Source organism: Pseudoalteromonas sp. OF7H-1 (genome assembly GCF_022347825.1).
Lineage (GTDB): Bacteria > Pseudomonadota > Gammaproteobacteria > Enterobacterales > Alteromonadaceae > Pseudoalteromonas > Pseudoalteromonas maricaloris.
In genome coordinates this window covers 69,644-95,507 of the sequence record NZ_JAKRFX010000022.1, presented here as the reverse complement: position 1 = coordinate 95,507, position 25,864 = coordinate 69,644, and the positions used below count along the sequence as shown (strand labels likewise).

Here is a 25,864-nt window from a genome sequence, read left to right as displayed (position 1 = left end):
CACAAGGGCGCGAATACATCAAAGAGGCCGAGGTAGCACCTCATCAAGAGCCCGGATATAAGCACGCAATCACACCAATAATGCTAAAAATGGCTTGTACAATTGGAGGAGTCCATATAAGGTGGTTCACCCGCCGAGCAGCTATGTTTTTCGAGTGAAGAGGAAGTGCCCTTTCTTTTGCGCAACGATTCTTTGGGCATCAAAGAAAAGGTAGTCGTAGCCCATGGATGGGCGTCAAAATCCGTCAGGAAGACGAGCTGACTTAATTCATAGTCTCGAGTGATTGGAGAAATCACCCTCCATGGTACGTCTCATAGCACATATTATTTCGGCACACCTAGCAAATATAACAGTTGTAGCAAAGATCCTTCACAAATAGCCGCGTCGGCATTTTCTACCACTTTTGGTTTACCATGGATTGCTACACCTAGTTGGGCTTTTGCCATCATCACTAAGTCATTTGCACCATCACCAATGGCAACGGTTTGAGTCATTGGGATCGCATATTGGGTTGCAAGTTGACCTAGCACTTCTGCCTTTTTGTCGGCATCTACGATATCACCTAGCACTTTGCCGGTAAGCTGCGCGTTTTCCACCTCTAGGGTGTTGGCAAATACAGCGTCTAGTTGGAGTGGCTCAATCAATGATTCTGCAAACCATGTAAAGCCACCCGAGGCGATGGCAAGATGCCAGTGATGCAGCTTTAGCGCCTGACATAACAGCTCTATACCGGGCATTAGCGGTAAGTTTTCTTTTAATGATTGAATTTGTGATAACGGTACGCCAGAAAGTGACGCAACGCGGCGGTGTAGACTTTCAGAAAAAGAGAGTGCCCCGGCCATTGCCTGTGCGGTGACAGAAGCCACTTCATCATATCGGTCGGCCAATCGAGCAATTTCGTCAATACATTCAATTTGAATTGCGGTGGAGTCCATATCCATCACAAGTAACCCAGGCTCTGCTAAAGTAGGTGCTTGTGTTATCACCGCACCTTGCGCATTAATGCTTTTGGCAAAATGCCTCACCTCAGCCTTACTCGGCATTTGCGATGCGTTAAAACGCATACCCAGTGCAACAGGAAGCTGTTCATGAGGTTGATATGCCGTAAAATAAGCCTGCTCGATAGCAAATGTTTGAAGAAATTTTGTGACTTCCACAAGGTGTTGCAATTGTATATTTGGGCCAAAAAAGCATATTGATTGGGTCGTCATCTCAGGTAATTGATTTACTTGTGTGAGGCTTGTGGTACCTTGGCAGCTATACCAATGAGCCAGCGCCATATGTTCCTGAATTGGTGTGTTTAGTTCACGATTAGCGAATTGAATGATTGACGACATAAGTTGCTCCTTGATAGCGTTAAGCCGATTTTTAACATGATTGCGCTAAGCTGTCAGCACTGGACCTTAGCAAAAGCGGGCAATATGCGATAAATATGAAAAATTTACATGTATTAGAAGTGTTAAACTCAACTCGAGGGCGTAGATTATTTCGCCTGTGCATCGCTGCGACGTGCTTAGTTATGGTGACTTGGCTTGCGTTTAATACCAGTTTTGAATCTCATCGCTTGCTCCATAATGGCGCAGACCTTACCGCAAGGAGCCTCACCAAGCAGCTCGCAAAAAATGTGGCATTGCCCCTCTCTCGCAGTGATACGCCAAGGCTCAGCGCACTGGCAAATCACCTCGCTAGCGATGACTTTGTGCTTCAAGTCGCGATTTATGATTATCAAGGACGTTTTATTGTTGGTAACGACGGTAATTCCTCACCCACAGATTATCAACAGCTACCTCAAACCTTACCAGGGCTCAGTAAAACCAAAAGCATTATTTCTGAACCAGTATATACGCCGATGGGACAGCCTCTTGGGTTCGTCAATATGGTCTATTTGACAGAAGCTGCTATGTCACAAAGCCACTCTAGTTTCCACGAACTTGGACGAGTCGTTTTACTGATGCTGGTGATTACGATGGTATTCACATGGCAAATAGGTCGAGCATTAAAACGCTGGGAAGTAAAACGCAAGATTCGCAAGAAAGTAAAAATGCTACCAGCGCCTGAAAATGTTACTCATTAGATGAAACCCAGTTATCCCTATTACTATTGTAAATAGTTTGATAATATCATTATTGATTTGTATAAGAGCGATAAATGACAAAGGACATGAACAATAAACTTTTTATAATCCCAAAACCGAACCCAAATGCTAAGGTGCGGTTATTTTGCTTTCCTTACGCAGGTGGCTCACCAGCTATTTTTACACCTTGGATCAAAAAAGCTCACGAGAACATTGAACTTGTTTTTGTTCAACTTCCAGGAAGAGGTGCAAGACTTATTGAACCTGCAATTGACAATATGCCTGAGATTATTGATGAGCTGATGCTTCACCTCGACTTCATAACAAGCAAACCTTTTGCCTTTTTTGGGCATAGTTTGGGGAGCAGGATATCATACGAATTTGCATTGCAACTACATACGAAAAATCAACTTATTCCATCTAAGATATTCGCTTCAGGTAGCAGGGCTCCTCATTGCCTTTCAAGCGGGCGTCATTTGCACAACTTACCGCATGATGAATTTATCACTGAGCTTAAAGATTTGAATGGGACTCCAAAAGAAGTTCTAGAAAATGAAGAGCTAATGGAGTTGTTGCTACCTTTACTTCGCGCCGATTTCAAAATTGCAGATACTTATGTCGCAAAGCAGCTCACACTACCAATTCCAATACACGTTTTTAACGGTATCGAAGATTCTGTCCAGAAGAAACACGTCTTTGCATGGCAAGAGCTAACATCACAGCCTTATCAACTTACTGAATTTTCTGGTGGACACTTTTTTATTCACCAATACGCTGATGAGATGATCTCAATTATTAATCAGCAATTGGCTTAACTAGTTTTGGTGTTATGCCGGGAGAGCATAAAGATCGCCGGGTGAACCGGCTCCTACACCTGCTTTTCTATTGTTGGTAAGTATGGTTTTTTATCGCGATAACAGCGTAAAGATCGCCGGGTGAACCAGCTCCTACACCTGCTTTTCTATTGCTGGTATGTATGGTTTTATATCGCGGTAACTGCATAAAGATCGCCGGGTGAACCGGCTCCTACACCTGCTTTTCTACTGCTGGTAAGTATGATTTTATATCGCAGTAACTGCGTAAAGATCGCCGAGTGAACTGGCTCCTACTTTATAAGATGAACAGCTATGCTACAAATCCAAAATAAGCGAGGAGAGAACGCGATTTAACTGAGATTGGTTAAACTCGCCACTTATCTGATAGATAACACCGCTTCCCTTTTTATTAATATAAACCCTATCGTAGTCTTGATTTTCTCCCATAACGACAAAAGCAAAAATATCGCCGTTTTGGTACACACTCATCGGATTGCTTTCGTCTATGTCAAAAGCCGAGCGGAGCTTTGTAATATTTTTTACTTGAGGATCTGAATGATACAGGGCATGAAAAAATTCATTTACGCTCATATTCAACTTTTTATGCATATCACCAAGTGAGATTTCCGGTGGGTTTAACGCAATTGCCAACTCATTTTGATCTTGGCTAGTTACAACCGCAGTTTAGTTACTTAGTCCTAAAAAGTTAATTTTTGATAGTGTCGTGCTATCTACACAATAAACGAGATCAACAACTCTGATATGTAGCTTATTACTACAAGATAAGCTTGGAAAAGGGTTCACTTTTTGTGACGCAATTACCAAGTTCGAGGTGAACATTAACGCGGCAAGTAAAATTATTCTAAACATAACGAAATCCCTAATGCAGCTAATTCCATTTTCGTTCTGTAATTTCTGACAACTTCTTTTGCACAGGTAAGAGATTGTTCTGAACTAAGTTGCTTTACAATGCTTTATGCAAAGTTCTTTACTATCCATTTGATAGTTGCCTTGCCTCCCGTCGGCTCAGGAACCCAATTTAGAGCTGTCGTACAACTTTTAGTTGCTTGGATCATCTCTCCAAAAACCTGTGCCACATTTTCGTTTACGCTGCCTTTGAAAGATAAATTTAAACCTGCACCTTTATAAAATGCATTAATGGCATTTTTACTTTCGTTTCATCATTCATTTTTCTATTCCTTGAGAAATGTTGAAGGTTTTAAATTAAGCTCTTAAACATTAATAAAAGGTGAATAACCAACTAACGCATAAATCATTCCTCCAAGCTATGAGATGTATAGAAGCTTTAATAAATACCAAAAGATCGCCGGGTGAACCGGTTCCTACACGGGTTATTTATCGCTGGTAAGTATGATTTTATATCCCATTTGTGATATTGACTCGTAGGTCGAGATTTATCTCGACATCATCAATTTACCCTAAGCCAAACAACTGCGTGGTATTTCGATAAAGCGCTGCGGCAAGCTCGCTCGGTGTTTCGCTTCGATATTCACAAAGCCTGTCAAATACTTGGACGACTCGCTTAGGAGAGTTCGGCTTCCCCTGATAACCATGTAACGGCATCGATGGCGCATCGGTTTCCAACACTAGGCTTTCAAGCGGCAACTGTGATATTACCTGCGCAGTTTTTTCGCCTCTTGGATAGGTGATTGTGCCACCAACTCCTAGCTTAAAACCCTGACCGATATAATATTCAGCCTGCTGTTTTGAACCTGAAAAGGCGTGGATCACCCCACCATATTGTGGTTTAACACGTTTAAACACGGCGGCAATTAGATGATGACTTTTACGGTGATGGACGATTAGCGGAAGCTTTACCTCATTACTCAGTGCGATATGCGCTTCAAACAGTGCAATTTGGCGCTCAAGCGCGTCGCAGGTTGTATCGATGCCGCACTCTCCTATCGCACACAGTTGGGTGCGGTTGTGTATTACATGCTCGACCAACGCAGCCATATCGTCGTCGCAATGTTCGCCAATAAAATAAGGGTGTAACCCCGCGGCGATTTCACATTGTGGATGATGTGCTTGAAACTCAACAAGCTGTTGAGACTGCTTAAGGGTAACGCCAGGCACCACGAAGCGTTCAACACCCAAACAATGGGCTGCTTTGATATGCGTAGCTAGGTCATCTGCCAACTCGTCAAAATCGAGGTGACAGTGACTATCTATAAAGGCGAATTTATGGGTTAAGCCGCTCAATTTCCCAACTACCATCGGCTTGCTTCACATACATAAAGCGATCGTGAAGACGGTGCTCTCCACCTTGCCAAAACTCAACTTTAGTGGGCTCTACGCAATAACCGCCCCAAAAATCAGGTAGTGGGATTTCGCCTTTAGCGAATTTGTCTTTCATGCTACTAAAGGTTTGCATCAAGGCTTGGCGAGATGACACGGGGCGCGATTGCTGAGACGCCCACGCTGCAAGCTGACTTTCTTTTGGTCTTGATAAGAAATACTTGGCAACGCGACTGGTTGGTAACGGAACAGCTTCACCGTACACGATAACCTGACGCTCAATTTCATGCCACGGGAAGTGTAAGCATACCTTGTTGTTTTGCTTTAATTCTTGCGCTTTGCGTGAACCGGTATTGGTAAAGAAGACAAAACCGTGCTCGTCTACATGCTTGAGTAAAACAATGCGTTGAGACGGCTGACCGTGCTCGTCAACCGTAGCGACGACCATCGCTGTTGGGTCGGTAAACTTGGCATCAATCGCCTGCTGGAGCCAGGTTTCAAACTGCTCAACGGGTGTGTCTTTTAGCATTTCACGACGTAAACCGTCTTTGGTATATTCTCTGCGAATGTCTTCAAGTTTCATCACAATATCCTTAACAAAAAAAGCCGCTATAAAGCGGCTTCTAGTATACCTTAATGCAAGTTAAAACTAACTTACATTTGCTCCATCACTTCGATACCAAGCAAATCTAGGCCTGTTTTCAGTGAGTTAGCAACTAGATTACATAGTACTAGACGACTTTCACGGACGTCTGCAGCTACATCATCTTTCAAAATTGGGCACGCTTCATAGAATGTCATATACAAGCTCGCAAGCTCATATAAATAACTACATAATACGTGTGGCGTTGCTTCGCTGATCATCAGATCAAGCACTTCTTCCAGTTGCAGCAGTTTAAGCCCAAGTGCCTTTTCCTGTGGTGCTTGAATCTGAATGCGACCAGTTAGGCTGGCGCTATCCATGTTTGCCTTACGGAAAATACTACGAACACGAGTATAGGCGTACTGCAAATATGGCGCCGTCGCCCCTTCAAAGCTCAGCATCGTATCCCAGTTAAAGATATAATCGCTGGTTCTGTGCTTTGACAGATCAGCGTACTTCACTGCACCAATACCCACTTTACGCGCGATTTCTTGGCGAGCTTCATCAGATAGGTCAGAGGCTCTGTCAGCGAGCTTTTCTGTCGCACGGCTCACTGCTTCGTCAAGTAAGTCTGATAGCTTCACCGTGCCGCCAGTACGAGTTTTAAACGGTTTGCCGTCGTTACCCATCATAGTACCAAACAGGCTTGGCTCGTAGCTGGTTTTGTCTTTTAAAAGACCCGCTTTACGTGCTGTGATCTCAACTTGGTTGAAGTGTAAACCCTGACGCGCATCAACAAAAATTAGGATACGATCAACATCTAGCTCATTTGAACGGTAATCACAGGCAGCTAAATCAGTCGTCGAATATAAGAAACCACCACCTGATTTTTGCACGATAAATACGGAAGGTTCGCCGTCTTTATTTGCCAATTCGTCAAGGAATACAACTTGAGCGCCCTGATCTTCAACCGCAATGCCTTTCTCTTTTAGCAGCTCAATTACACCGGCAAGACGGTCGTTGTAAGCACTTTCTGCCATGATATCATCACGCGTAAGCGTCACGTTTAGCTTGCCGTATACTTCTTCAGAATGTTTAACTGAGGTGTCGATAAACATTTGCCATAGCTTCTTACAATGCGCATCACCGCTTTGAAGTTTGACTACGTAATCACGGGCTTTATCGGCAAAACCGGCTTCGTCATCAAAACGCGTTTTCGCATCGCGATAAAAGCTTTCAAGATCCGCAAGTGCGACGTTTTCAAGGTCAACACCTTGGTTCAGCAAATCTTCTAGGTGTGCTATCAACATACCAAACTGGGTACCCCAGTCGCCCATGTGGTTTTGGCGAATAACAGTGTCACCACGGAACTCAAGGGCACGCACAACGGCATCACCAATAATAGTTGAGCGCAGGTGACCTACGTGCATCTCTTTAGCAAGGTTTGGTGAAGAAAAATCGACCACGACTTTGTGAGGCGTAGCATGTTCAGCAACACCTAGCTTGGCATCAGTATTTGCCGCTTCTAGGCTTGTGGCTAAAAACTCAGGCTTGAGGTGAATATTAATAAAACCTGGGCCTGCGATTTCTGTTTTTTCTGCAAGATCAGCAACGTCTAGGTTGTCGATGATCTTCTGCGCCAGCTCTCTTGGGTTAGTTTTTAGTGCTTTAGCAGCACCCATCGCACCGTTAATTTGGTAATCACCAAACTGAGGACGCGTACTTTGTGTTACCGCTGGGTTTGTACCTTCAGGGATACCAGCCGCTTGCATCGCTGCATTGGCTTTTTCAATTAAAATACTTTTGATGTTCATCTGTTTTCCTTTAATGCGCAGCGATTAGTGTTCACGAGTTTCATGGAACTTCACGTCAGGGTAACGCTCCATAGATAGATTTAGGTTTACGCGACTTGGTGCGATATAAGTTAGGTTATCACCACCATCTAGTGCCAAGTTTTGCTCGCACTTGCGGCGGAACTCAGCCATTTTCTTATCGTCATCACAGCTTACCCAGCGCGCAGTTTGAACCGTTACGCTCTCGTAAATCGCATCTACGTTGTACTCAGACTTTAAGCGTGCCACAACCACATCAAACTGCAGCACCCCAACCGCACCTACAATCAGGTCGTTATTGATAAGTGGTCTAAATACCTGTACCGCACCTTCTTCAGAAAGCTGTACCAGCCCTTTAAGTAGCTGCTTTTGCTTAAGTGGATCTCTTAGACGAATGCGACGGAATAGCTCAGGTGCAAAGTTTGGAATACCACTAAATTTAAGCGTTTCACCTTGTGTGAAGGTATCACCTATTTGAATAGTACCGTGGTTATGTAGACCGATAATATCACCCGCGAACGCTTCTTGAGCACGCTCACGGTCACCCGCCATAAAGGTTACCGCATCCGCAATACTGACTTGTTTACCAAGACGCACGTGGTTCATCTTCATGCCTTGGCTATATTTACCAGATACAATACGCATAAAGGCGATACGGTCGCGGTGTTTTGGATCCATGTTTGCTTGAATTTTAAACACGAAACCAGAGAACTTTTCTTCGTCGGCTTTTACTTCACGCTCATCAGTTTGACGCGGCAGTGGCGTTGGTGCCCACTCAGTTAACCCGTCAAGCATGTGGTCAACACCGAAGTTACCAAGTGCCGTACCAAAGAATACAGGGGTTAATTCGCCAGTTAGAAATAATTCACGGTCAAACTCGTGCGAGGCACCCATTACTAACTCAAGCTCTTCACGAAGTTGTTCAGCCAAGCTTTCACCCACAGCAGCGTCAAGCTCGCTGTTATCTAGCCCTTTGATCACGCGTTTGTCTTGGATCGTATGACCTTGACCAGTTTGGTACAAAATCGTTTCATCACGATGAATGTGATAAACACCTTTAAATTCTTTACCACAGCCAATTGGCCAAGTAACCGGCGCACACATGATGTTCAGTTCGGTTTCTACCTCATCAAGTAGCTCCATTGGGTCACGAATATCACGGTCTAATTTGTTCATAAAGGTAACGATTGGCGTGTCACGTAAGCGCGTTACTTCCATCAGTTTGCGGGTACGGTCTTCTACACCTTTTGCCGCATCGATTACCATCAAGCACGAGTCAACAGCGGTGAGCGTACGATAAGTATCTTCAGAGAAGTCCTCGTGTCCCGGAGTATCTAGTAGGTTTACCAAGGCATCATTGTATGGAAACTGCATCACAGAAGTGGTTACCGAGATACCACGTTCTTTTTCCATTTCCATCCAGTCAGATTTGGCGTGTTGGTTTGAGCCACGGCCTTTAACTGTACCGGCTTTTTGTAACGCCTTTCCGAATAAAAGTACTTTTTCGGTGATGGTGGTTTTACCCGCATCCGGGTGTGAGATGATAGCAAAGGTCCTTCGCTTATTGATTTCATTAAGAAAATCTTGGTTTGCCATGTATAAATTCTTTTAGTTTGTACACGGATTTGTACACACTTTTGGAAGTACTCTCTTTTCAGTTCTTCGCTTGTCAAATCCGTCGTGTTAATCGTAATTGGCCGCTATTTTCGCTGATCTTGACTTTATAAACAATCAATGGTTATCTAATCGGTTACCATTTACTCTCAGCGTGCGCCAATGCTCAGTTGTAGCTGTATGCAATCGTTGCTTCTTCAGCTCATGAACAACTGTGGCTAAACCACAAATTCCTTCGCTACCAGAAATCGATGATAGCTTGTCGTACTACACCGATGATGGTGCAGTTGCCGTTGATCGGTATTGCCGGGTATTGCGGGTTCAAAGGTTTTAGATACTTCTGTTCACCATCAATAACCAACTGCTTAAAGGTTGCTTCTTTCGAATCATCCAAACGCGCAACAACCAATGAACCTGAAGAAAAAGGTAACTCAGGATCAACAACGATCACTGCTCCCTCAGGTATGGATTTTTTTCCGCTTGGATTTTCCATACTGTCGCCTTTTACGCGAAGTGCGAAACAACCCTCATGTGCTTTCCCAGTGACTTCACGCCACTCCTCAGCATCTTCATGGGCAAATCCCTCCGCTATTTCAGTCCAATCACCGGCCTGAACCCAGTTAATGAGAGGAATTCTTCCCTTAATATCAGGCCCGACTTCTACATTACCGACCCCCAAGCCAATCTCGCCATCACCTGTGGCGAGCCAATGAGCATTCACGCGAAGCGCCTCCGCGATCTGCATGGTGTAACGAGACCTAGCCGATTTACCAGAGCAAATCTGGCTGATCGACTGCTGTTTAATACCAATGCGACGAGCCAACTCAGACTGAGTCACCCCAGTAAGCTGCAAGGCATGGTTTAGTCGTTCGGATAAAGTTTTCATAAGCCCGTATTCTACAAATAAAACTGTAGCCTTTCAACAATTTTAACTGTTGACTTATCTACAGTTAAAACTGTAACATTCAATCTTGTAACAGTTTTTATTGTAACAGGAGACGGTATGGAAGTGTTCAACACGACACAAAAACATCTCCGCCGTGCCATTGACTTGGTCGGCGGGCAATCAGCATTAGCACGAGCCATCAACTCAAAGCAGCAAAACGTCTGGTTTTGGTTGAATAAATCAGGGCGTGTTCCCGCTGAATTCGTTTTACCCATCGAACAAGCTACGCAAGGACAGGTAACCCGATCCCAGTTAAGACCGGACATCTATCCCGAATGCCCAAGCGAGCTGAAAGCCAGTAACCAGTAGGATTAAGGGCAAGTAATGGTCAGCATATTACGTAAACACAGAAGCGAGTACCTCCATGCGTGATTATGGCAAGGTCTATACCCGCTTTTGGCTAAAGCAAAACGTTTTGTCCTGGAGTGACTCTGCGAAGTTGCTAGGACTGTATTTGCTTACATGCCCACATTGTAATTTGCTTGGCTGCTTTCGGTTGCCGATTGGTTACGTTGCTTCTGACTTGAACTGGGATGATCAACAGGTTGCCAAGGCTCTAAATGAGTTAGAACAAGATCAGTTCCTGATTCGTTGCGAGGAATCCGGTTGGACTTTGATTCGGAGCTTTCTGAAGCACAACCCAATCGAAAACCCAAACCAAGGTAAGGCAGCCTTTCGGTTGTTTAAAGATGTACCTGCCGACTTCGTTGGTATGGCATCGCTTTTGAAATCTCTTGCCGCTTTTCAAGCTCGGCTACCAGAAGAATTTTCATCATTGTTTATGCCTGATGGCAACCCGGTAAGGGACTCTCAACGGTCGGATGACTCTGAGAGAAGCAATAAATCAACAGTTAAAACTGTTGCCCACATACAGTTTGAAGACTTTTGGGATGTACAAATACGCAAAGAAAAGAAAGCGAAAGCTAAAGAAGAATGGCTACGCATGGGCCTCAATGAAGACCATGAACTCGCCTTGGAAGTGCTAACACGCTGGAAAGAGCAACGTGACAACCGATTGCAGTATCAAGATCGGACTAAGACTCCTATGCCACATAACTGGCTTTTAAACCGGCAATGGGAAGACGAGTACGTTCGCATTGATGAAGCACAGCAAACACCGACCAGCCTAAAAGGCAGCAATCACCAGTTGAATATTGAAGAAAGCAATCGTCGCATCGCTGAAAGCTGGGCCGGACCAGGTATTCGGGAGGTTCGTTCAAGTGCAGGAGGTTGATAAACGCGAGTTTGCTGAAGTTTGGGGAGCAGCTTGGGCCATGTATGGCAAAAGCGTATCACCGCAATTGCTATCCATCGCATTTGAAGCCCTTCGTGCTTATAGCATTGAAGAAGTGCGAATCGGTCTGACTCGGCATATTCAATCACCGGATACTGGGCAATTTTTTCCAAAGCCCGCTGACGTCATCAAGCATATCGACGGCAACTCGGGTTCAAGAGCCATGGTTGCTTGGAACAAAGTTGACAAGGCTGTTCGTCAGGTTGGCGCTTGGACATCCGTGATGTTTGACGATGCGCTTATCCACCGCGTGATTTCAGATATGGGTGGATGGGTTGAACTCTGCAAGGTTGATGACAGGGAATACCCCTTTAAGCAAAAAGAGTTTTTAACACGCTACCAGGCTTACTTGCTGCGGGACGAAGTGGGTGAATACCCAAGGCTATTACAGGGTATTGCCGACCATCAGAACCAGCAAAAAGGATTTGATATGCAAGCGCCGGTTGCCGTGGGCGACTGGTCAAAAGCGGCACAAGTTTATACGAGAGGCATCGCTGACTTTAGCGCAGTGCCTTTAAAAAGAATAAGCCCGAAAGCCATTCAGGCGCTTCTCGGAAATCAATTAGAGGACAAAAATGAAAACGATTAAAGCAAAAACCATTGCCCTAGTGATAGCCATGTCCGCAAGCACTTCAGTCTATGCGTTTCCGGGCTATCAGTGGGAAAAAGCAGCACAAAGTGTTGGTATTGATCCAGTCATGCTCTACGCCGTTGCCTTGGCTGAGTCGGCCTCACATCGAGGTCTTAACATGACCAGTCCATGGCCATACGCAATTCGCAATGGTTCAAACGCAACCTACGCCAAATCTAAGACAGAAGCGGAGCAACTGTTAAACCAGGCACTTCAAGAGAGTGAAAAATACCAGATCGATATTGGCCTTATGCAAATCAATTTGCATTGGCATGGGCATCGAGTGAGCTCAGCAGCCGAACTGCTAGACCCCATCACCAACCTTACTGTCGGCTCCAGTATTTTGGCCGAAGCAATCAAGTCTTCACCAAACGATTTAGAGCTTGGCATAGGCCGCTATCACAGTTGGAACGAAGATCGTGCACGCTGGTATGGGCAAAGAGTGCTTTCTATCTATCGCAATATTTTACATGAACTGGAGGTCCGTCAATGACAGCCAATCAACAAGACTTCTATCAATTAAATTTGGCGTACCTGCACGCAGCACGTGAATTAGCGCGAATTGATCCGCAAGAGGCGGTCTTGCGCTTTGGACTTACACGCGACGTGGTGGATGCACTGATTAATGCCGGTGTTGACGACCTGCAAAGAGTGGCGACCTCATCATTCATGCTGTTTCAACCAAGGGGTAACCAAAGCCAACTGATTGAGATGGTGAAGAGCAAAGGCACAGGTATCCCAAGAATCGCTTATTTATTATCAACCCTAAACAACAAGGGGGATGCATGATTGATAACCTGTCCAAAAGTGAGCTGTTTACCCGAGCCTCGCTGCTTATTAAGTACGGATTTCGAACAACCATTATCGCGCTCGATACTGGTTTGCCAATCCACATTATCAGAAGGCTGCACAAAGAAGTGACTGGCAAGTCACCTTGTCCTGGTCAATTGCCAGAATCTGATGCCATTGTTAAAAGCAGAAGAGCCCTAGTTGAAGGCTCCCTGCTGATGGCGCTTTATGTCAATATTGGTGGTGATAATGTCTACAAGCAATTAAATATCGATGCTTTGATGAAGGCTTACGATGCGTACTTGGTTGCAAGAGAAGAGGCAGATCTTCCAGCTGAGATCCCCTGGAAAAAACTGACCATCAATGAAGGTTGGGTTCTAGCTCGTGATTTAAGATCACAGCTTGCATCCTTACACCGGTGTCGATGCGGTAGTCTGTATTTGACGGTATCTCAACAGCGCATTCAGCTTAAATGTCCTGTGTGCGAGATTATGGCCGAGCAAACCACTAGAGCATTTTTTGAGAACTAACATGCTGATACATGATTTGATTGTGCACCGCCCGTGCACTTTGAGAGTACTAAGATGACAAGCTTACTTAAATCTTTACCAGCACGCTGCTGGGTTATATCACTGGGGCTTTTTCTGGCGACTTTGGCTGCGGCTCATTTTTTTCCATCAGAAATATTAACGGCATCTGCCAAGTTAGCGGCTTTGCCATTTCTGTTCTGCACCGTCGTTTTTTTCAGCTACTTGGGATTCAAAGCGACCTGTAATCCCATCGGACTTATAGCCATCATCACTATGCTTGTAGCAATCGCATATTGGCAAGCGAGTTGGACAATTGTTGGTTTGGGACTCTTTTTCTTAGCTATTTGTACTGGAATTAGATTCTTGAGCAGCCAAGTTAAAGATTCGGGTAGAACTTTGAGCATTGAAGAAAAATGGTATTGGTATAAGCTCCATTCGTTTTTTGATGGCTTTTATCCTAGGTATCCCAAAAAGCCAAAAAAATAGCCAGCCCACCACAAGCTGGCTACCTTCTGTTTTTAGTTCCTTCCTGATGCCTGGTTATAGGCCCTAATATCGATCAAGTTGTTCTGAGCATAATCTCCCGCAAGGGATGCATTTGAGATCACTGCAATCTGCTTATCCACAAATGCTTTATCTTCTTCGGACACACTGTCGGGGATGTAAGCGCCACTCTCATCCTTTTGACGATACTCATTTAGCATTTGTTCCCTTAGGCCAAGCATTTCAGGCGACCAACTCGATGAGTCTTCAGAGTTGAAAACGCGCCCCGCCAAACCTTCATTGAAAGCTTGAGCGAACACTTGACTTTGAATCGGGGTCAATCCCATTCTCTGCCCTTCGCTGTATGCTTCCTGTTTAAAATCATCGGCATACTGTTCTAAGAACTCACCATATCGATTGTTAACTGCCGCACCGAATGCCCCCGCCAACATGGCTTCAGACTTAGTGCCCCAGTTTACTTCGGAAGCATACTGCGAACTCGATCCACTGTATGCATCATTAAACGCCGTCAATGGGTTTTCCAAAGAGGTTCCTGCATCAACGGCGGCTTTTAAGCCATCCCAGGTTGATTTGCTGGCCACCGTTGCATTGTGTAAGAAACCTCGTGAGCCAGGATCTTCAAGTGCTTGTTCTTTGTAACTCTCATAGTCTTCGCCAAAGTGATTCAAGGTGTGCAGTGCTGCATCAGTATGCTTGCCACTGAAATCACCAATAGCACTGGCGCTGTTGAAGAACATTTCAGCACCAGAGACTCCGCTATCATCAGCCATAATGCGTGATCGCCACTGAGATCCAGCTTCACTGTTTAGTCCAGATTGATAGGTACTTGTGTCAGAAGCTACGGCCTGCTGAGCTTGCTGCTGATGCGCATTCAACTGTCCATCTATACCAGACAGATTGGTTTGGTAAGCCGATTGAGCTGCGTTGAACTGAGTTTGAACTGTTGCTGCATCCTCGTAGCCGCCCAATACACCCGATTCAACTTGGCTTTGAATACCACCAAAAGTAGGTGCAGTTGATGACATGCCTTCATTAGAGCGCGGCTGAATTGATCGTAAATCGGCTCCGGTAGCCATGGCCATAACAGTCATTGCTGCTTGATAATCATTGTCTCGTTCAGCGGGCGTTGAAGAGTTGCTATAGGTCAAAGACTCCATAGCTGCGGCCACATACGCCTGATTATCATCAGGTAGCAAGCGCTGATACATTGGAAGGTTTTCACGTAAACGGTTACCTGCTTCAACATGCTGGTTCATATAGCGACCTAAATAATCCATGACTTCAGGATTGTCCGCCGCTAATCGGGTTAACGTCGCACCATCAGTATTTCTTTGTCCTGATAGACTGTAGCTGGCCTGATCAAGCTCACTAAAGCGATTTGATGCCGTGACAACGTCTTGTGCTGAACTCTGAAGTGACTGATAGTCTTGGTTAGACAAGGACATCTCAACGCCAGAACGTCTTGAGTCTGAAAGGTCCTTAACCATTGCATCGCGATACTCAGCACGTCGTGAATCACTCGATGCCAAGCTTTGCATCTCCCCAGTGAGCGTATTTGCGGTCGTAGATCGAGAACTGCCTTCTGACGACTCAACTTGGCCACTAAAGTTACCACCTAAATCCAGCCCTGCTCGTACCCTTGATAGTTTTGGTACACGAGATGAGTCTGGCTTATCGACTCCTGGCAAGTTGCCCTGTGGAGAATCATTGCCGCCAGTACCAAGAAGCCTTCCAAGAAAGCCCTTATCAGCAACTTCTTTCTCACCGGGATTAGTAATGGTTCCATCGCCACCGACCCTTAGGCCTCCCGATAGCACGCCCGATACCAAGCCACGTACAGCATCTTTTTTATCGTCTCCAAAACCATACCGAGTTTGCAGGTCATCAGTAACCTGATTAACAACGGCGCTAGATGCGGAGTTAGATGAGCCGATCTGACGTCCAACCGAAGACAGGTTGTCGTAACTTAGCTTTTCACCAAAAGTTCGACTCATGGTATTCCCAACCTGACGACTAAAGGCTTGGGTTGCCTGAGTCATGGATTCTTTTGCAGAGCCGACCATTGAACCCACTGCGTTTCCGACAGAGAAACTGCTTAGTAGGTTTGACGCGCCGGTCATAGCAGAACCCGTAAGGGCTGAATTTTGGAACATTGACTGTGATTGCATGACCGGGGCATTTTTCGCGACATCTGGACTTGCCAGCTTTTCATCAATGGCATCACCGTTTTGAAGACGTCCAGCCAAGTGGGTTGCAGTTATTGCTGAGCCATACACGAGCATGAGCGAAATTGCAGGAACACTCGACGCCAACATGCCGCCAGTAGCTATCCAGGTTTGCAGCACTGAATCCATCTGCATCATCCCGGCAAAAGATGGCACTTCCGTACCTGCAAAAGCATCAAGTGCCGACATTTTCCCTGCAACGGTTAAATGAATATACAGGTTAATGATGGCCATGACAGGCATCCAAAGTTGAATCCAAAGCAGGATTAACAAGTACTTCCCGGCCATTCGCATCCCGATTTGGCCAAGGGCAATCACAAAGGCCATCAAAGGGGTGATGGCGTAAATGAAGCCCTCAAAAAACGTCATCATCGGACGAACGATACTTTGGAAAAGAGTCTGCTCCGCCGCCCATTGTGTATTGCGCTGTTCAATCGCTTGGTTAACCATAACGGCGGCGGTGAAAGCTTGATCATCCATATACTTGCCCGTCACGCTTTGCTCATAAATAGGCAAAAGCACTGACGCGGTCATATACTCTTGGGTGTTAACCGAAGCCAAACCAAGGTTATTCAGCGCATTTCGGATCACGTCATCAGTGTCAGTGGCTGACGAAGTCCCCAATGAGGCTGACAGAACCTGTTTAAGCCTAGGAATGAAGGTTGATTCAGTCATGAGTTTCAGTTGGCTATAGGCATCGGTGCAGTCCAGATCGCTACTGCTACCACTGAGCATGATGCGCGTGCCATAAATGCGCGAATCAAACCTAATCGCAGTCATCGGGTTAGGATCACTCAGCACCTGATCGAGGTTCTTTTGGCCAATGTCGATACCAATCAAGGTGCACTCTTTAATGTAGTTAAACCACGATTGCTCGATATCCGAGCCACCGACACGATTTGCATCACCCAACCCAGAGCGATCCATCACCTGTTTTCTCACTTTAATCAGTGACTGTAAACTGGATGCAAAGCCGTATTCCGTCATGGCGGGAGTTGAGAACGCCGTTTCAAACAATCGCGTGATTTGAAAGCCAACGGTTGAAATCGTACTACCTGCGGCAGCAACACCGATGGGCACATTATCAACCACTCGAACTTGCCCCGTGTAGGCATCCTCAATGCTCACTCGGGTACTTGGTCCAAACATGGTTGCAAAGACTAGCCATGAGACTAAAACGTGTTGAAAGTTAATCCCACGACCACCTTGCATCAAGGCCTGAACAGACACCATCAATACCCCAATGAGCAAGCCAATACGAACCATTGAAGTAAAGTCGCCTGTACCAGTGATCATCGCGACGGCGTTCAAGACCTGCTCTAAAAAAGCCGAATCCCCGATGGAATAGATTTCCCACATTGTCTATTCCCCCAGCGCTGTAGATTTAACGGTGTAATAACGCTGTTTGCGAATGGTCTGAATCACTTGGTTAAAATGCGCCAGCAATTCTTGCTCTGAGCCGTATCTTCGCTGCAACGCGGCGTACTCCTCATTGATTTGGCGACGTGCACGTTCAAGGTCTTCCGTTAATAACTTCGCATAGGCATGATCTTCCACACCGGAGGTACTTCTAGCTGCATTGAGCATGTCTTCAACCAATGCTCGGGCCATCTCAACAGCAATAAATGGCGCAGCTCTTGAAGCAAACGACCTAGCAGCCCCCTCATTTAATGCAGAAAGTGTTCGAATCATGCCCCCAATGCTCGCAGGAGCCGAGGTCATAAAAGCCTTTTCGGTGGTGCTAGCAGCTCCTGTATTTCGAGCAAACTTAAAAATAATGCCGTTACTAGAACCTGTACCAAGAAGTAAATTTTCGACCTGAGTTGATAACCCGGTCAGGGTCACGTTAGTGATTGTCGGATTCAGACAGCCGTCTTGTATCAATGTGTCACATCGGTACATAGCGACGTTACCGCCATGAATTAGATGCTCAATAGTCACTTTATTGCCATTCAGTCTGGTCAGTTTTGGGGCTTTACCTTGGCCATCAGCGGCATTCGCTAAATCACCAACGATGATCGAGCCAGTCACTGACATAACCGCTTCAAGAAAACGGTCATCCCCCGATGCAAACCAGCTTGATGCCGAGTGACGTTTCAGTGCTCGCCAAACCAAGTTGCCTTTAATCGTTTTGTTCACATCAGATGCCGCGACACTTGAAGCGTTCTCATAAGGGTTCTTACCATTGGACTCACTCCAACTGGTAAAAACGTCTCCAGCCCCTTTAAGTGAGCTCAACATGCTGGCTTCTGTTTGCCCCTTTTTACCAAAAGCAGCCAAGGTATCGTTCACGACTCCCTGAGCCATTTGACAGGAATTGCCAAAATACTCGTTCAACTGCTGGATTTTCTTTTGCAGAGTCTCCATGTGCTGGGAACATTTCTCACACATAGCACTAAGCGCTAATTGGAATGCGTACCCCTTGGCATTTGCCGCTACAGAGCGAAGCAATTGAACGAACTGATCAGCATTAACAAATGACAAACTTCCAGCGAACATATCAATGCCGCCACAACCGGCTTGGAATGACGGTGGCACCATAGAGACGAGGTTCTCATTCATGATCCTGTTACGAACAACAACACCTCCTCCAGATATAACGCCACGTCGTTGACTCTCGAATACACCCGGCGCAGTGCTGTTGGTCATTGAACCAAACAACTGGTTCATCTCCTGTTGCAAACTTGCTTGGCTCATAGACGAAAAACCAATCGCACAGGCGATTAGCGATACTTGAAATACTTTTTTCATCGTTACAACCCTCCTTGTGCACGCAGATAGCGAACAAGGAACTCAGGGTCCTGTAATATCTTTTCGTTAAGCTCTTGAGCTGACATCGCGAGTGACACGCCGGGTTGAACAGGTCTGGTGGCATAGTAAGTTTGATCGTCAATCCAACCGGCTTGATGGGCTGCAAGAATGATTCGATTATTGAGCTCATCAAGGCTCATTGCGCCCTGGCCAATCGGAGTGATGACATTAGGCGGGTCTACTAAGAAGACCGCTGGAACAGTCGTAACGGACAACGATTGTGCTTGCCCTGAATCGACTTTGTAATTGGGAAACTCTCCACCGGGTAAAGGCAAGCCATCGACAGCAATAGCAAACACCTCGAAACCGTAGTTCAAAGCCATGGATTCGATGATAGGCGCTTGAGCATGGCAGTAAGGGCAATCCGAACGATAGAAGAAGAACAAGCCAGCCCGTTTTGCTACTTCACCTAAAGCAATATCTCGTTGAGAGCCAGCTTCTCGATCCATCCGATTGGCAGCATAGGTAGCCAAGGGTCTGCGACTGATTTCATCCAAAATAGGATCGCCCATGACCACCTGCTGACTAACATCAGCAAATAGTGAGCCCTTATCCATCATGACGCGCTGGAGATACAGATAGGCTCTGACGTTCTCATTCGTCGGCTCATCAATTGCCTTGTCCATGAACGACTGCATGTGCTCACGAAACCAGGCAGCACTGAAAGGCTTTAGCCCGCTCTGACTCGACTCTGCCGCACCAAATTCCGGCTTTATAAGCTCTTCATCCTCCGCTGGCTCAGGAATGACCTGATACCAAAACCAGCCTTCCTGACCACGCTGATAGAATGGCCCATCACTGGCATGGGCGGGCAAGATGAAAAGAAAGAAAATAATGATTGGGATGGTCACCCATAGGATGAACCAAGGTAAAAAAGGCGTTCTCATTGTCAGCTCCAGAAAATTTCATAGAGCTAACATGCTAAAGATCCCCGTAAGTCCGATTGGCCAGATAGATGAAGGAATTGTGAGTGTTTCTGACTACACGTATTTACAGAATTTTAATTTAGTAAGTACCCATTCAAGTTAATTTCAATAAATGATGAAATATGTTAGGGTTTCAATGAACCTATTAACCACATAAAACCAGAACTTTGCAACATTGTCTTATGTTGCTTAATTACATTCCGCCCAAAAAACTAAATTGTTACTCAAACCTTTGCTCCCGGCGGTTGTATTCCTCAGCCTCACGATCTCTATTCTCTCTGATGGATCTATTAAGAAGTGAAAGCTTGGTCCTTGCCATTTCTCGAACTTCTGGCGAGACATGATTTAATAACTCTGCGAAAGCCTCCGCGCGAACCTCAAGAATATCGGCAAGTGATCCTGACCACCCATTAGGAAAAGACCTAGAGAAAATAGTTTCAACTATCGCGGCTTTGTTCTCTGCTGAATCTAAAAGCGATGTAATATGATGACTGAGGACTACTTTCTTTGGATTGTCTAGTGGCTGTGATTCCTTGTCTAAGGGCGTGTATGCCGAAACTGCGCCTGCTACTTTATGTATCCTATCTTGATTTCCATTACACCAATCTAGCACGCGCTCTATAGGCGCTAAATTTAATGGCGAACTACTTCGATGGACCCTGTCTTTAAAAATCAAATATATGAGCTGTTCGCTATTATCACTATTTATTAACACCCTATCTAAAACAAATTCAGGATAATTTTGCACTAGATAGGCTATGAGAGTTTCTAATTCGAAGCCATATAAGCGATAAGTTTCAACGCCATTGCAAAGCAAGTTGATAATATCGCGAATTTCATTCTCCGATGCTGGCTCTGATAAACACTCTTCAATAACACGGTCAATTCCATGCAGCTGTCGTCTGTGAATCTCATCCCTGTGCATTGATAACATTTTCAAAATGGCTTGTCTTCCAACATAACGTAGTTCATCGCTAGGACGGTAACTACTATTATTTTCAGTAAAGAATCGCATGCTCAAAATTTGAATAGTTGAAAATATCCCGTCGATTAAACCATTTAGCTCGACAAGTAATTCTGATAAATCATCATCAGGAATGGATTCATGAACTCGACCGTAACTTATCTGTTGGAACCTCCATGCTTCCAGTTCACCAGCTTTCGCTAGCTCAATTAGCCTTCTTGTACCCCAAGGGGCTATCGGCGTTGCAGACAAAATATTAACAAAATACTGTTTAAGCTCTGGCACATCTAATACAGACTCTTGAAGTTTCCGAGACAAGCTAGGGTCACCTGCATGAACGCCAGCAATAAAACCGCAAAATAAGATAGGCTGTACTACCTCTAGTTCTTGCTTTTTCATCAGGCGGACAAGTGTATCGAAGGTAAAAGCTATGTCTGCTGAGCCTTTGGCCAAACCTTTACCAAATGACCAAAGCGCATCAATATGTTTTTCCCACAACTTTGGCGCCAAACGTTCAAGGTAATCAGGTTCAGTTGACGCAAGCTCACCTAGCTTTTCTATCTTACGATGAATTTTTTCAGAATTATCGGTGTAACACCCACTTCTAACTTCAATGTGCTCCCATGTGTTAGTAAGTGCATATGCCTCGATTTCGAAATAGGGATCAGCTGGTGCGGCTAAATGCTCAAGCGCTTCAATCCTTTTGAATAGCTCAGGCGTGTGTTTTTTCCCGTTGTAATGTATTGTCCGCTTAATGGCCATCCACAAATCTGGCCATTTACCGCCAACGCCATATTTACGTACTATGCTTTCGAGAATGTCAAAGCAGCCTGCATAGGTCCATAATCCTAAAAAATGGTTTGCAAGGATCGTCTTTGCCCAATTACAAGTGGACTCATTGTCCGACTCTAAAAAAGGTACTAGCAACTCAATATAACCTACGTACCAGTCTAACTTATCTCTATTCGTTTTTGGCTCCCACCCAAAGTCCCGGCTACGAGCGCCAAAATCAAACCCTCCAAATGAGCTCCAATTAGAAGCCTCGAACGCAGACCGAAAAATTTCTTGCGCAATCTCAAGATACCTCAAGCAGCCAGAGCTCAGCATTTTACTCACAAAAAGATGTCTTCGTGTAGGAGTAGCCTGTGTGCCAGAGAGATATAATGAAAAAAGACTGGACAATTGATCAACAATACTATTGTTTTTCTCGCCGGCTTTTTCTGTTTCCGCAAAGCGAAGAATTATCCCAGCAGCACGGTCAAAGTACTGATCTTCATATGCTATTTTCCTAAGTAATCGAACGAACGTAGAAAAATTTTGATTATCTCGCGAGCAGAAATCTGGAGCTTCTGAAGTATTCTCTATAGCGGTTAAAACTACATCTGGAAACACTGGCGCGATGTGAGTTAATGCCGTAAGCAAGTCAGCACTGCACTGTGCAATGTTGTGAAATGGCCCATCAAACTTCATCCACGTATGAGCGAGATTTCTAGCAGGTTCAAAGTCATGCATATATCCTAGTCGATGAGCGCAGGACTTGAACAAACGAAAATTTTCAGCCTTTAACAACTCAGAATTAATTTTATCAGGATCAATGTTCTCAAGTGCTCTTCGTGCGAGACGGTTACCAACAGCATGCGGGAGTACTGCTCGCCAGTTTCCCCGCTTTTGCGATAATTGCCTCCGCAGTAACTCTGCATGATTTCGGTTCAACCTATCACGTTCAAATCCACCAATTCTAGAGAGAGCGCTCAATTCATCATTAAACTCTTTTGGGGAAACATTAAACGAATAAACTAGGGATAGAACCTCTGCGCTTTCAAGCAAACTTTCGGTCGTCCCTTTTCTTTGATTGAAGAGCCTCTGGAACAATTCCTCATCAGAAAAGTTTGCCAAGGTTTCATCTGCACCCACACGACTCGCCAATGCGATCGCAACACGCGCATTCCCCCCGGAAAACTCTGCAACTTTATCGGCATTAACACGCCCCAGAGATGGAAACCTCTTTTGAATAAGTTTAGAAACGGTCTTCTCGCTGGATGGTTCGATGTGTATAACTTCTGTTTCTTCAGGACGATCATCCGAAATATCATATTCGATAGTAAGAAGACTCAACTTTGCTTGATTTGACGAAACCTGCTGTTGCAATTTTCTATGAACATCTGGCGGGCAGTTATCCAATACTAAATAACTTGAAAAGTCATTAGCTATTAAGTATGAAACAAGCTCTGATGCCGTTGGAGTTAAGTCATCCCCAAGGTCTGCATAAATTACGTTCGCTCTCGGCAGAGATTTATCGCATACATCACTTTCAAAAAGTGCCTGAGCAAAGCGCGTTTTTCCAACTCCTGACAAACCAGTTATTCTTACCACCGAGCCAGATCGATTCAATCTTTCACGCACAAGCCTGATTCCATCCGAAATCGCTATAGGTTCTTTGTGATGTGAATTCATATCGATGACGCAAGGGTGTTCATCAAGCAAAAACTCATCATTTTTATCGACTGGAGTAGAAGTCCATCTTCCAAAAGGTCGCCATCCGGATAATGGCTTACCTAGTCTAGAGCGAACCCACAAGGCGACCCCAGGAAATTGTCTCAACCATACGCTGAGCCGATCTCTACCATAAAAGTCAAGGAGAAGATCTTCACTACCTGACAAGCCTTCGAGCGCAGATTTCATTCCAAGAAGTCGTTCTGATAGCATTTTATCAGAACAATCATCTTTGCCACTTACGATTATATAAGAACCTTTTTTTTCTAAGAGATCCCCTATAACAGTTTTTAGAGTTCCTTTATCAAGCATTTCATTCTTGCAGGCTGCTTTACTCATACTATTTTTCTTTACTTGAAAACCAGTATGTCCACGTTTTACAAAGCCAGGATTCAATAAAGGAACAGCATCAACAACTCGAACATCTAGACCACCGTCCGCAGCTTCTTGCGCCCCGCCCCACAGAACACAAGATGTCTGGATTTCTTGGCGAATTAATTCCGCTTCACACAACCTAGCTACCATTTCTCTGAGATCTGCATCATTAAGGTTTGAAATATCAGAGGGTTCAAGTTCAAAAAAAATCATTCGGCTGCAAAGCTCCTTATGCTACAAATCGATATATGCGACATAAATAATTAAGTATGGCTTTGCAAAAAGCGCTCGACTTATTCCACCGCAAATACTGTAATGAGTGTTTTAGTTGATCCATTTGGCACAAAAACAAAGTGCATACCGCTACCATTATGCCGCCAAGTATCAGCTTTTTTATTATATTTTTGGTTCTTATGAAGTGTTACCTTTTCAGGCAAAATTGCTTTTGTCAATGATGAGCTAAATAACTTTGAAATCAAAGCCTTCCAAGGATGCTTAGGTGCACCGTCTGAAAGCCGTTCCACAAACCGTTCCAGTGCATGACGAGTAACCACGACAGGTCCAATGTTAGGAACATTGATGACTTCATCGATGTCTCTCACTGAAACATTATCGACGCTGTATTCTTCGAAGGAATGTGAGAGCCAATCTTCCCGTTTTTCTACCGAGATCTGTGCTTCCTGGTATCGAGTGAGCAAAAACCTAGTCAGGCTGTAAAGTGAATGCTGAGTTGAGCGTTGCTTCTGTAACCTTTTGATAGCTCCTTTACTGACCCGAATTTGAAGCCCATTACCGCTTCGGTTACTCCCCATCACCTCTTTCTCTGACAGTAGGTGATGAATCGCATAGAGCTCAGCTGCAATTGGCTTTTGCTGCTCAGGTAGCTTGTCGTATTGCTCACCTAAATCGACCTTTAGTTCGCCTCCTCTTCGAAGGCCTGTCTTCCAGTAAACCGTAAACTCACCATCAATCTGCTTTGTTAACAGGGTTAATACCATCATGTTTGTTTCTCCTATTGGTTATCTATTTTTCATTCTCCATGTTTTTTCAAATATGCAAGGCGCAAAAAAAGGGGCCGAAGCCCCTTGGATCAGATATGAACCTTCGGAAAGCCCATAGCACCGTAAACATTCAGCACATCATTCCAATCCCAACTTTTCACGCCAAGTGACGTTGGTATCGGGGGGATCAACACTTGTGTCAGAATGCCTTTCTGCCAGGCTTTTTTCTTGAGTTCATTCGCTGCATTCAGGCCGGTCTCAGAGAGATCGTGGTCTGCCCAGATGTACAGCATTTTCACATTACTTGGTGGTTCAAACCTAGCCAGTAGGGTTGCATTCACAACCGACCAACATGTTTGCCCCGTAGCTCTGGTAACCGCTAAAGCTGTTTCGATGCCTTCAGAAACACCTAATACCTCACCAGGCTCACCTATCGGGATGGCACCACCAGTGATTGTTCTGTCACTTGGTATCGGCATCATCTTTTTAGGCTTTTCAACCGGTGCTTTGAATCCATCTTCACTTAGGTAGATCCGATGGAACGTGGCCGAACGCCCTTGCTGCGTAACGATTTTACCTAGCAGCGCTGGGTAGCTATCGATAAACAGACCATCTTCATTATGGTAAGGCAAGTTTGGATGAAACCTCAGCACCGAATCCCATTCAGGACGAAGCCGCGTAACAATGCCACGACGATGCAAGTAGTTCCAAACCGGTTGCGCACGAGTATCTGCAAGGGATAACGTTTCTCCCCAGGTTTGATTCAAGCGATGGATTATCGCTTTGTCCTCTTCCTGCTTTTTAGTCTTCCAGTCAACCGCGTTACTCGGTATTGCCCGAGTTGGTACTTGTCCGGGTTGAATACCTAGAACTTGACCGATTGCTTCAATAGACTGAGCAAAGTTCCATCCATTAATCCAAGACAACAGTTCAAAGCCATCATGAAAGATCCCGCAGGTATTACAAACACCACCACCGGTATATTCAGCATCTTTGAACAGCCTAAAGCCATCACGACCGCCATGAACAGGACAAGCCACATGTCGGCCTTTTCGAGTAATAGCGGCATCAAGTTCTGGCACCAATGCCGCCAAGACTTGAAGCCATTGGCCATTGAGATATGGCCTTACTGTGTCAATTTGTAAAGGTAACGCCATATAACCTCCTTAAGTAAAATGCCGACTCCTACCACAGGTGG

Annotated in this window: 22 protein-coding genes; 9 read left to right on the top strand and 13 right to left on the bottom strand. The window is 45.1% G+C overall.

Translation table 11 applies throughout. The annotated features are described in order from the left end of the window. Positions 1–323: 323 nt before the first annotated feature. Complete coding sequence (serB, locus tag MHN30_RS21280) at positions 324–1,337, bottom strand: phosphoserine phosphatase SerB (RefSeq protein WP_130164743.1); 1,014 nt, start codon at positions 1,335–1,337, stop codon at positions 324–326. 95 nt (positions 1,338–1,432) lie between these two features. On the opposite strand from serB, the gene MHN30_RS21275 reads away from it, so the two are divergent. Next, positions 1,433–2,074 carry an AhpA/YtjB family protein gene (locus MHN30_RS21275; RefSeq protein ID WP_130164744.1) on the top strand — a complete coding sequence of 214 codons (642 nt, stop codon included), beginning with the start codon at positions 1,433–1,435 and terminating at the stop codon, positions 2,072–2,074. Between the two features lie 74 nt (positions 2,075–2,148). Continuing rightward, positions 2,149–2,889 carry a thioesterase domain-containing protein gene (locus MHN30_RS21270; protein ID WP_239361049.1) on the top strand — a complete coding sequence of 247 codons (741 nt, stop codon included), beginning with the start codon at positions 2,149–2,151 and terminating at the stop codon, positions 2,887–2,889. Positions 2,890–3,204: 315 nt separating this feature from the next. On the opposite strand, the gene MHN30_RS21265 is transcribed toward MHN30_RS21270, so the two are convergent. The 6 genes from MHN30_RS21265 to MHN30_RS21240 all read right to left on the bottom strand — a co-directional run bounded on the left by MHN30_RS21265 (position 3,205) and on the right by MHN30_RS21240 (position 10,063). Then, the gene (locus MHN30_RS21265; protein ID WP_239361048.1) at positions 3,205–3,480 is read right to left on the bottom strand and encodes a hypothetical protein; all 276 of its coding nucleotides are present in this window, start codon (positions 3,478–3,480) and stop codon (positions 3,205–3,207) included. A gap of 843 nt (positions 3,481–4,323) precedes the next feature. Then, positions 4,324–5,127, bottom strand: a complete 804-nt coding sequence (locus MHN30_RS21260; RefSeq protein ID WP_130164745.1) for a TatD family hydrolase — start codon at positions 5,125–5,127, stop codon at positions 4,324–4,326. Beyond that, positions 5,093–5,734 carry a pyridoxamine 5'-phosphate oxidase gene (gene pdxH, locus MHN30_RS21255; protein WP_205991261.1) on the bottom strand — a complete coding sequence of 214 codons (642 nt, stop codon included), beginning with the start codon at positions 5,732–5,734 and terminating at the stop codon, positions 5,093–5,095. Before pdxH ends, MHN30_RS21260 begins: the two co-directional genes overlap by 35 nt. Positions 5,735–5,802: 68 nt before the next feature. Then, entirely contained in the window at positions 5,803–7,545 is a 1,743-nt protein-coding gene (gene argS, locus MHN30_RS21250; protein WP_130164746.1) for an arginine--tRNA ligase, read from the bottom strand. 24 nt (positions 7,546–7,569) lie between these two features. Continuing rightward, positions 7,570–9,159 (bottom strand): peptide chain release factor 3, encoded by a 1,590-nt coding sequence (gene prfC, locus MHN30_RS21245; RefSeq protein ID WP_239361046.1) that lies wholly within the window; start codon positions 9,157–9,159, stop codon positions 7,570–7,572. 256 nt (positions 9,160–9,415) lie between these two features. Further along, entirely contained in the window at positions 9,416–10,063 is a 648-nt protein-coding gene (locus MHN30_RS21240; RefSeq protein WP_064376468.1) for a LexA family transcriptional regulator, read from the bottom strand. A 117-nt stretch (positions 10,064–10,180) separates the two neighbouring features. Between MHN30_RS21240 and MHN30_RS21235 the strand changes: the two genes are divergently transcribed. The 7 genes from MHN30_RS21235 to eexS are packed head-to-tail and all read left to right on the top strand — an operon-like array spanning position 10,181 to position 13,853. Further along, complete coding sequence (locus tag MHN30_RS21235) at positions 10,181–10,432, top strand: helix-turn-helix domain-containing protein (RefSeq protein WP_000451746.1); 252 nt, start codon at positions 10,181–10,183, stop codon at positions 10,430–10,432. Positions 10,433–10,487: 55 nt separating this feature from the next. Then, a complete protein-coding gene (locus MHN30_RS21230) occupies positions 10,488–11,357 on the top strand; it encodes a hypothetical protein (protein ID WP_239361045.1) in 870 nt (289 codons plus the stop codon). Beyond that, entirely contained in the window at positions 11,344–12,006 is a 663-nt protein-coding gene (locus MHN30_RS21225) for a DUF6475 domain-containing protein (RefSeq protein WP_007105460.1), read from the top strand. The genes MHN30_RS21230 and MHN30_RS21225 overlap by 14 nt, the downstream gene beginning before the upstream one ends. Next, positions 11,993–12,541, top strand: coding sequence for a lytic transglycosylase domain-containing protein (locus MHN30_RS21220; protein WP_239361044.1), 549 nt, complete (start codon positions 11,993–11,995; stop codon positions 12,539–12,541). Before MHN30_RS21225 ends, MHN30_RS21220 begins: the two co-directional genes overlap by 14 nt. After that, a complete protein-coding gene (locus MHN30_RS21215) occupies positions 12,538–12,837 on the top strand; it encodes a flagellar transcriptional regulator FlhD (protein ID WP_239361043.1) in 300 nt (99 codons plus the stop codon). The genes MHN30_RS21220 and MHN30_RS21215 overlap by 4 nt, the downstream gene beginning before the upstream one ends. Beyond that, the gene (locus MHN30_RS21210) at positions 12,834–13,367 is read left to right on the top strand and encodes a FlhC family transcriptional regulator (protein WP_239361041.1); all 534 of its coding nucleotides are present in this window, start codon (positions 12,834–12,836) and stop codon (positions 13,365–13,367) included. Before MHN30_RS21215 ends, MHN30_RS21210 begins: the two co-directional genes overlap by 4 nt. A 54-nt stretch (positions 13,368–13,421) precedes the next feature. Next, entirely contained in the window at positions 13,422–13,853 is a 432-nt protein-coding gene (gene eexS / locus MHN30_RS21205; protein ID WP_078461284.1) for an entry exclusion protein EexS, read from the top strand. Between the two features lie 32 nt (positions 13,854–13,885). On the opposite strand, the gene MHN30_RS21200 is transcribed toward eexS, so the two are convergent. The 6 genes from MHN30_RS21200 to MHN30_RS21175 all read right to left on the bottom strand — a co-directional run bounded on the left by MHN30_RS21200 (position 13,886) and on the right by MHN30_RS21175 (position 25,823). Further along, a complete protein-coding gene (locus tag MHN30_RS21200) occupies positions 13,886–17,455 on the bottom strand; it encodes a conjugal transfer protein TraG N-terminal domain-containing protein (protein WP_239361040.1) in 3,570 nt (1,189 codons plus the stop codon). Between the two features lie 3 nt (positions 17,456–17,458). Next, complete coding sequence (locus MHN30_RS21195) at positions 17,459–18,847, bottom strand: conjugal transfer protein TraH (RefSeq protein WP_239361039.1); 1,389 nt, start codon at positions 18,845–18,847, stop codon at positions 17,459–17,461. 2 nt (positions 18,848–18,849) lie between these two features. Then, positions 18,850–19,794, bottom strand: coding sequence for a thioredoxin family protein (locus tag MHN30_RS21190; protein WP_239361038.1), 945 nt, complete (start codon positions 19,792–19,794; stop codon positions 18,850–18,852). A 259-nt stretch (positions 19,795–20,053) separates the two neighbouring features. Continuing rightward, a complete protein-coding gene (locus tag MHN30_RS21185) occupies positions 20,054–23,878 on the bottom strand; it encodes a hypothetical protein (protein WP_239361037.1) in 3,825 nt (1,274 codons plus the stop codon). Positions 23,879–23,958: 80 nt separating this feature from the next. Beyond that, entirely contained in the window at positions 23,959–24,666 is a 708-nt protein-coding gene (locus tag MHN30_RS21180) for a hypothetical protein (RefSeq protein WP_239361035.1), read from the bottom strand. 89 nt (positions 24,667–24,755) lie between these two features. Next, positions 24,756–25,823, bottom strand: coding sequence for a primase-helicase zinc-binding domain-containing protein (locus MHN30_RS21175; protein ID WP_239361033.1), 1,068 nt, complete (start codon positions 25,821–25,823; stop codon positions 24,756–24,758). Positions 25,824–25,864: the final 41 nt, after the last annotated feature.

Bases quoted from the DNA above. Each gene is read 5' to 3' on its own strand.
- serB (WP_130164743.1), bottom strand. From the start codon at position 1,337: ATGTCGTCAATCATTCAATTCGCTAATCGTGAACTAAACACACCAATT.
- MHN30_RS21275 (WP_130164744.1), top strand. From the start codon at position 1,433: ATGAAAAATTTACATGTATTAGAAGTGTTAAACTCAACTCGAGGGCGT.
- MHN30_RS21270 (WP_239361049.1), top strand. From the start codon at position 2,149: ATGACAAAGGACATGAACAATAAACTTTTTATAATCCCAAAACCGAAC.
- MHN30_RS21265 (WP_239361048.1), bottom strand. From the start codon at position 3,480: ATGAGCGTAAATGAATTTTTTCATGCCCTGTATCATTCAGATCCTCAA.
- MHN30_RS21260 (WP_130164745.1), bottom strand. From the start codon at position 5,127: ATGGTAGTTGGGAAATTGAGCGGCTTAACCCATAAATTCGCCTTTATA.
- argS (WP_130164746.1), bottom strand. From the start codon at position 7,545: ATGAACATCAAAAGTATTTTAATTGAAAAAGCCAATGCAGCGATGCAA.
- prfC (WP_239361046.1), bottom strand. From the start codon at position 9,159: ATGGCAAACCAAGATTTTCTTAATGAAATCAATAAGCGAAGGACCTTT.
- MHN30_RS21240 (WP_064376468.1), bottom strand. From the start codon at position 10,063: ATGAAAACTTTATCCGAACGACTAAACCATGCCTTGCAGCTTACTGGG.
- MHN30_RS21235 (WP_000451746.1), top strand. From the start codon at position 10,181: ATGGAAGTGTTCAACACGACACAAAAACATCTCCGCCGTGCCATTGAC.
- MHN30_RS21230 (WP_239361045.1), top strand. From the start codon at position 10,488: ATGCGTGATTATGGCAAGGTCTATACCCGCTTTTGGCTAAAGCAAAAC.
- MHN30_RS21220 (WP_239361044.1), top strand. From the start codon at position 11,993: ATGAAAACGATTAAAGCAAAAACCATTGCCCTAGTGATAGCCATGTCC.
- MHN30_RS21215 (WP_239361043.1), top strand. From the start codon at position 12,538: ATGACAGCCAATCAACAAGACTTCTATCAATTAAATTTGGCGTACCTG.
- MHN30_RS21210 (WP_239361041.1), top strand. From the start codon at position 12,834: ATGATTGATAACCTGTCCAAAAGTGAGCTGTTTACCCGAGCCTCGCTG.
- eexS (WP_078461284.1), top strand. From the start codon at position 13,422: ATGACAAGCTTACTTAAATCTTTACCAGCACGCTGCTGGGTTATATCA.
- MHN30_RS21200 (WP_239361040.1), bottom strand. From the start codon at position 17,455: ATGTGGGAAATCTATTCCATCGGGGATTCGGCTTTTTTAGAGCAGGTC.
- MHN30_RS21195 (WP_239361039.1), bottom strand. From the start codon at position 18,847: ATGAAAAAAGTATTTCAAGTATCGCTAATCGCCTGTGCGATTGGTTTT.
- MHN30_RS21190 (WP_239361038.1), bottom strand. From the start codon at position 19,794: ATGAGAACGCCTTTTTTACCTTGGTTCATCCTATGGGTGACCATCCCA.
- MHN30_RS21185 (WP_239361037.1), bottom strand. From the start codon at position 23,878: ATGATTTTTTTTGAACTTGAACCCTCTGATATTTCAAACCTTAATGAT.
- MHN30_RS21180 (WP_239361035.1), bottom strand. From the start codon at position 24,666: ATGATGGTATTAACCCTGTTAACAAAGCAGATTGATGGTGAGTTTACG.
- MHN30_RS21175 (WP_239361033.1), bottom strand. From the start codon at position 25,823: ATGGCGTTACCTTTACAAATTGACACAGTAAGGCCATATCTCAATGGC.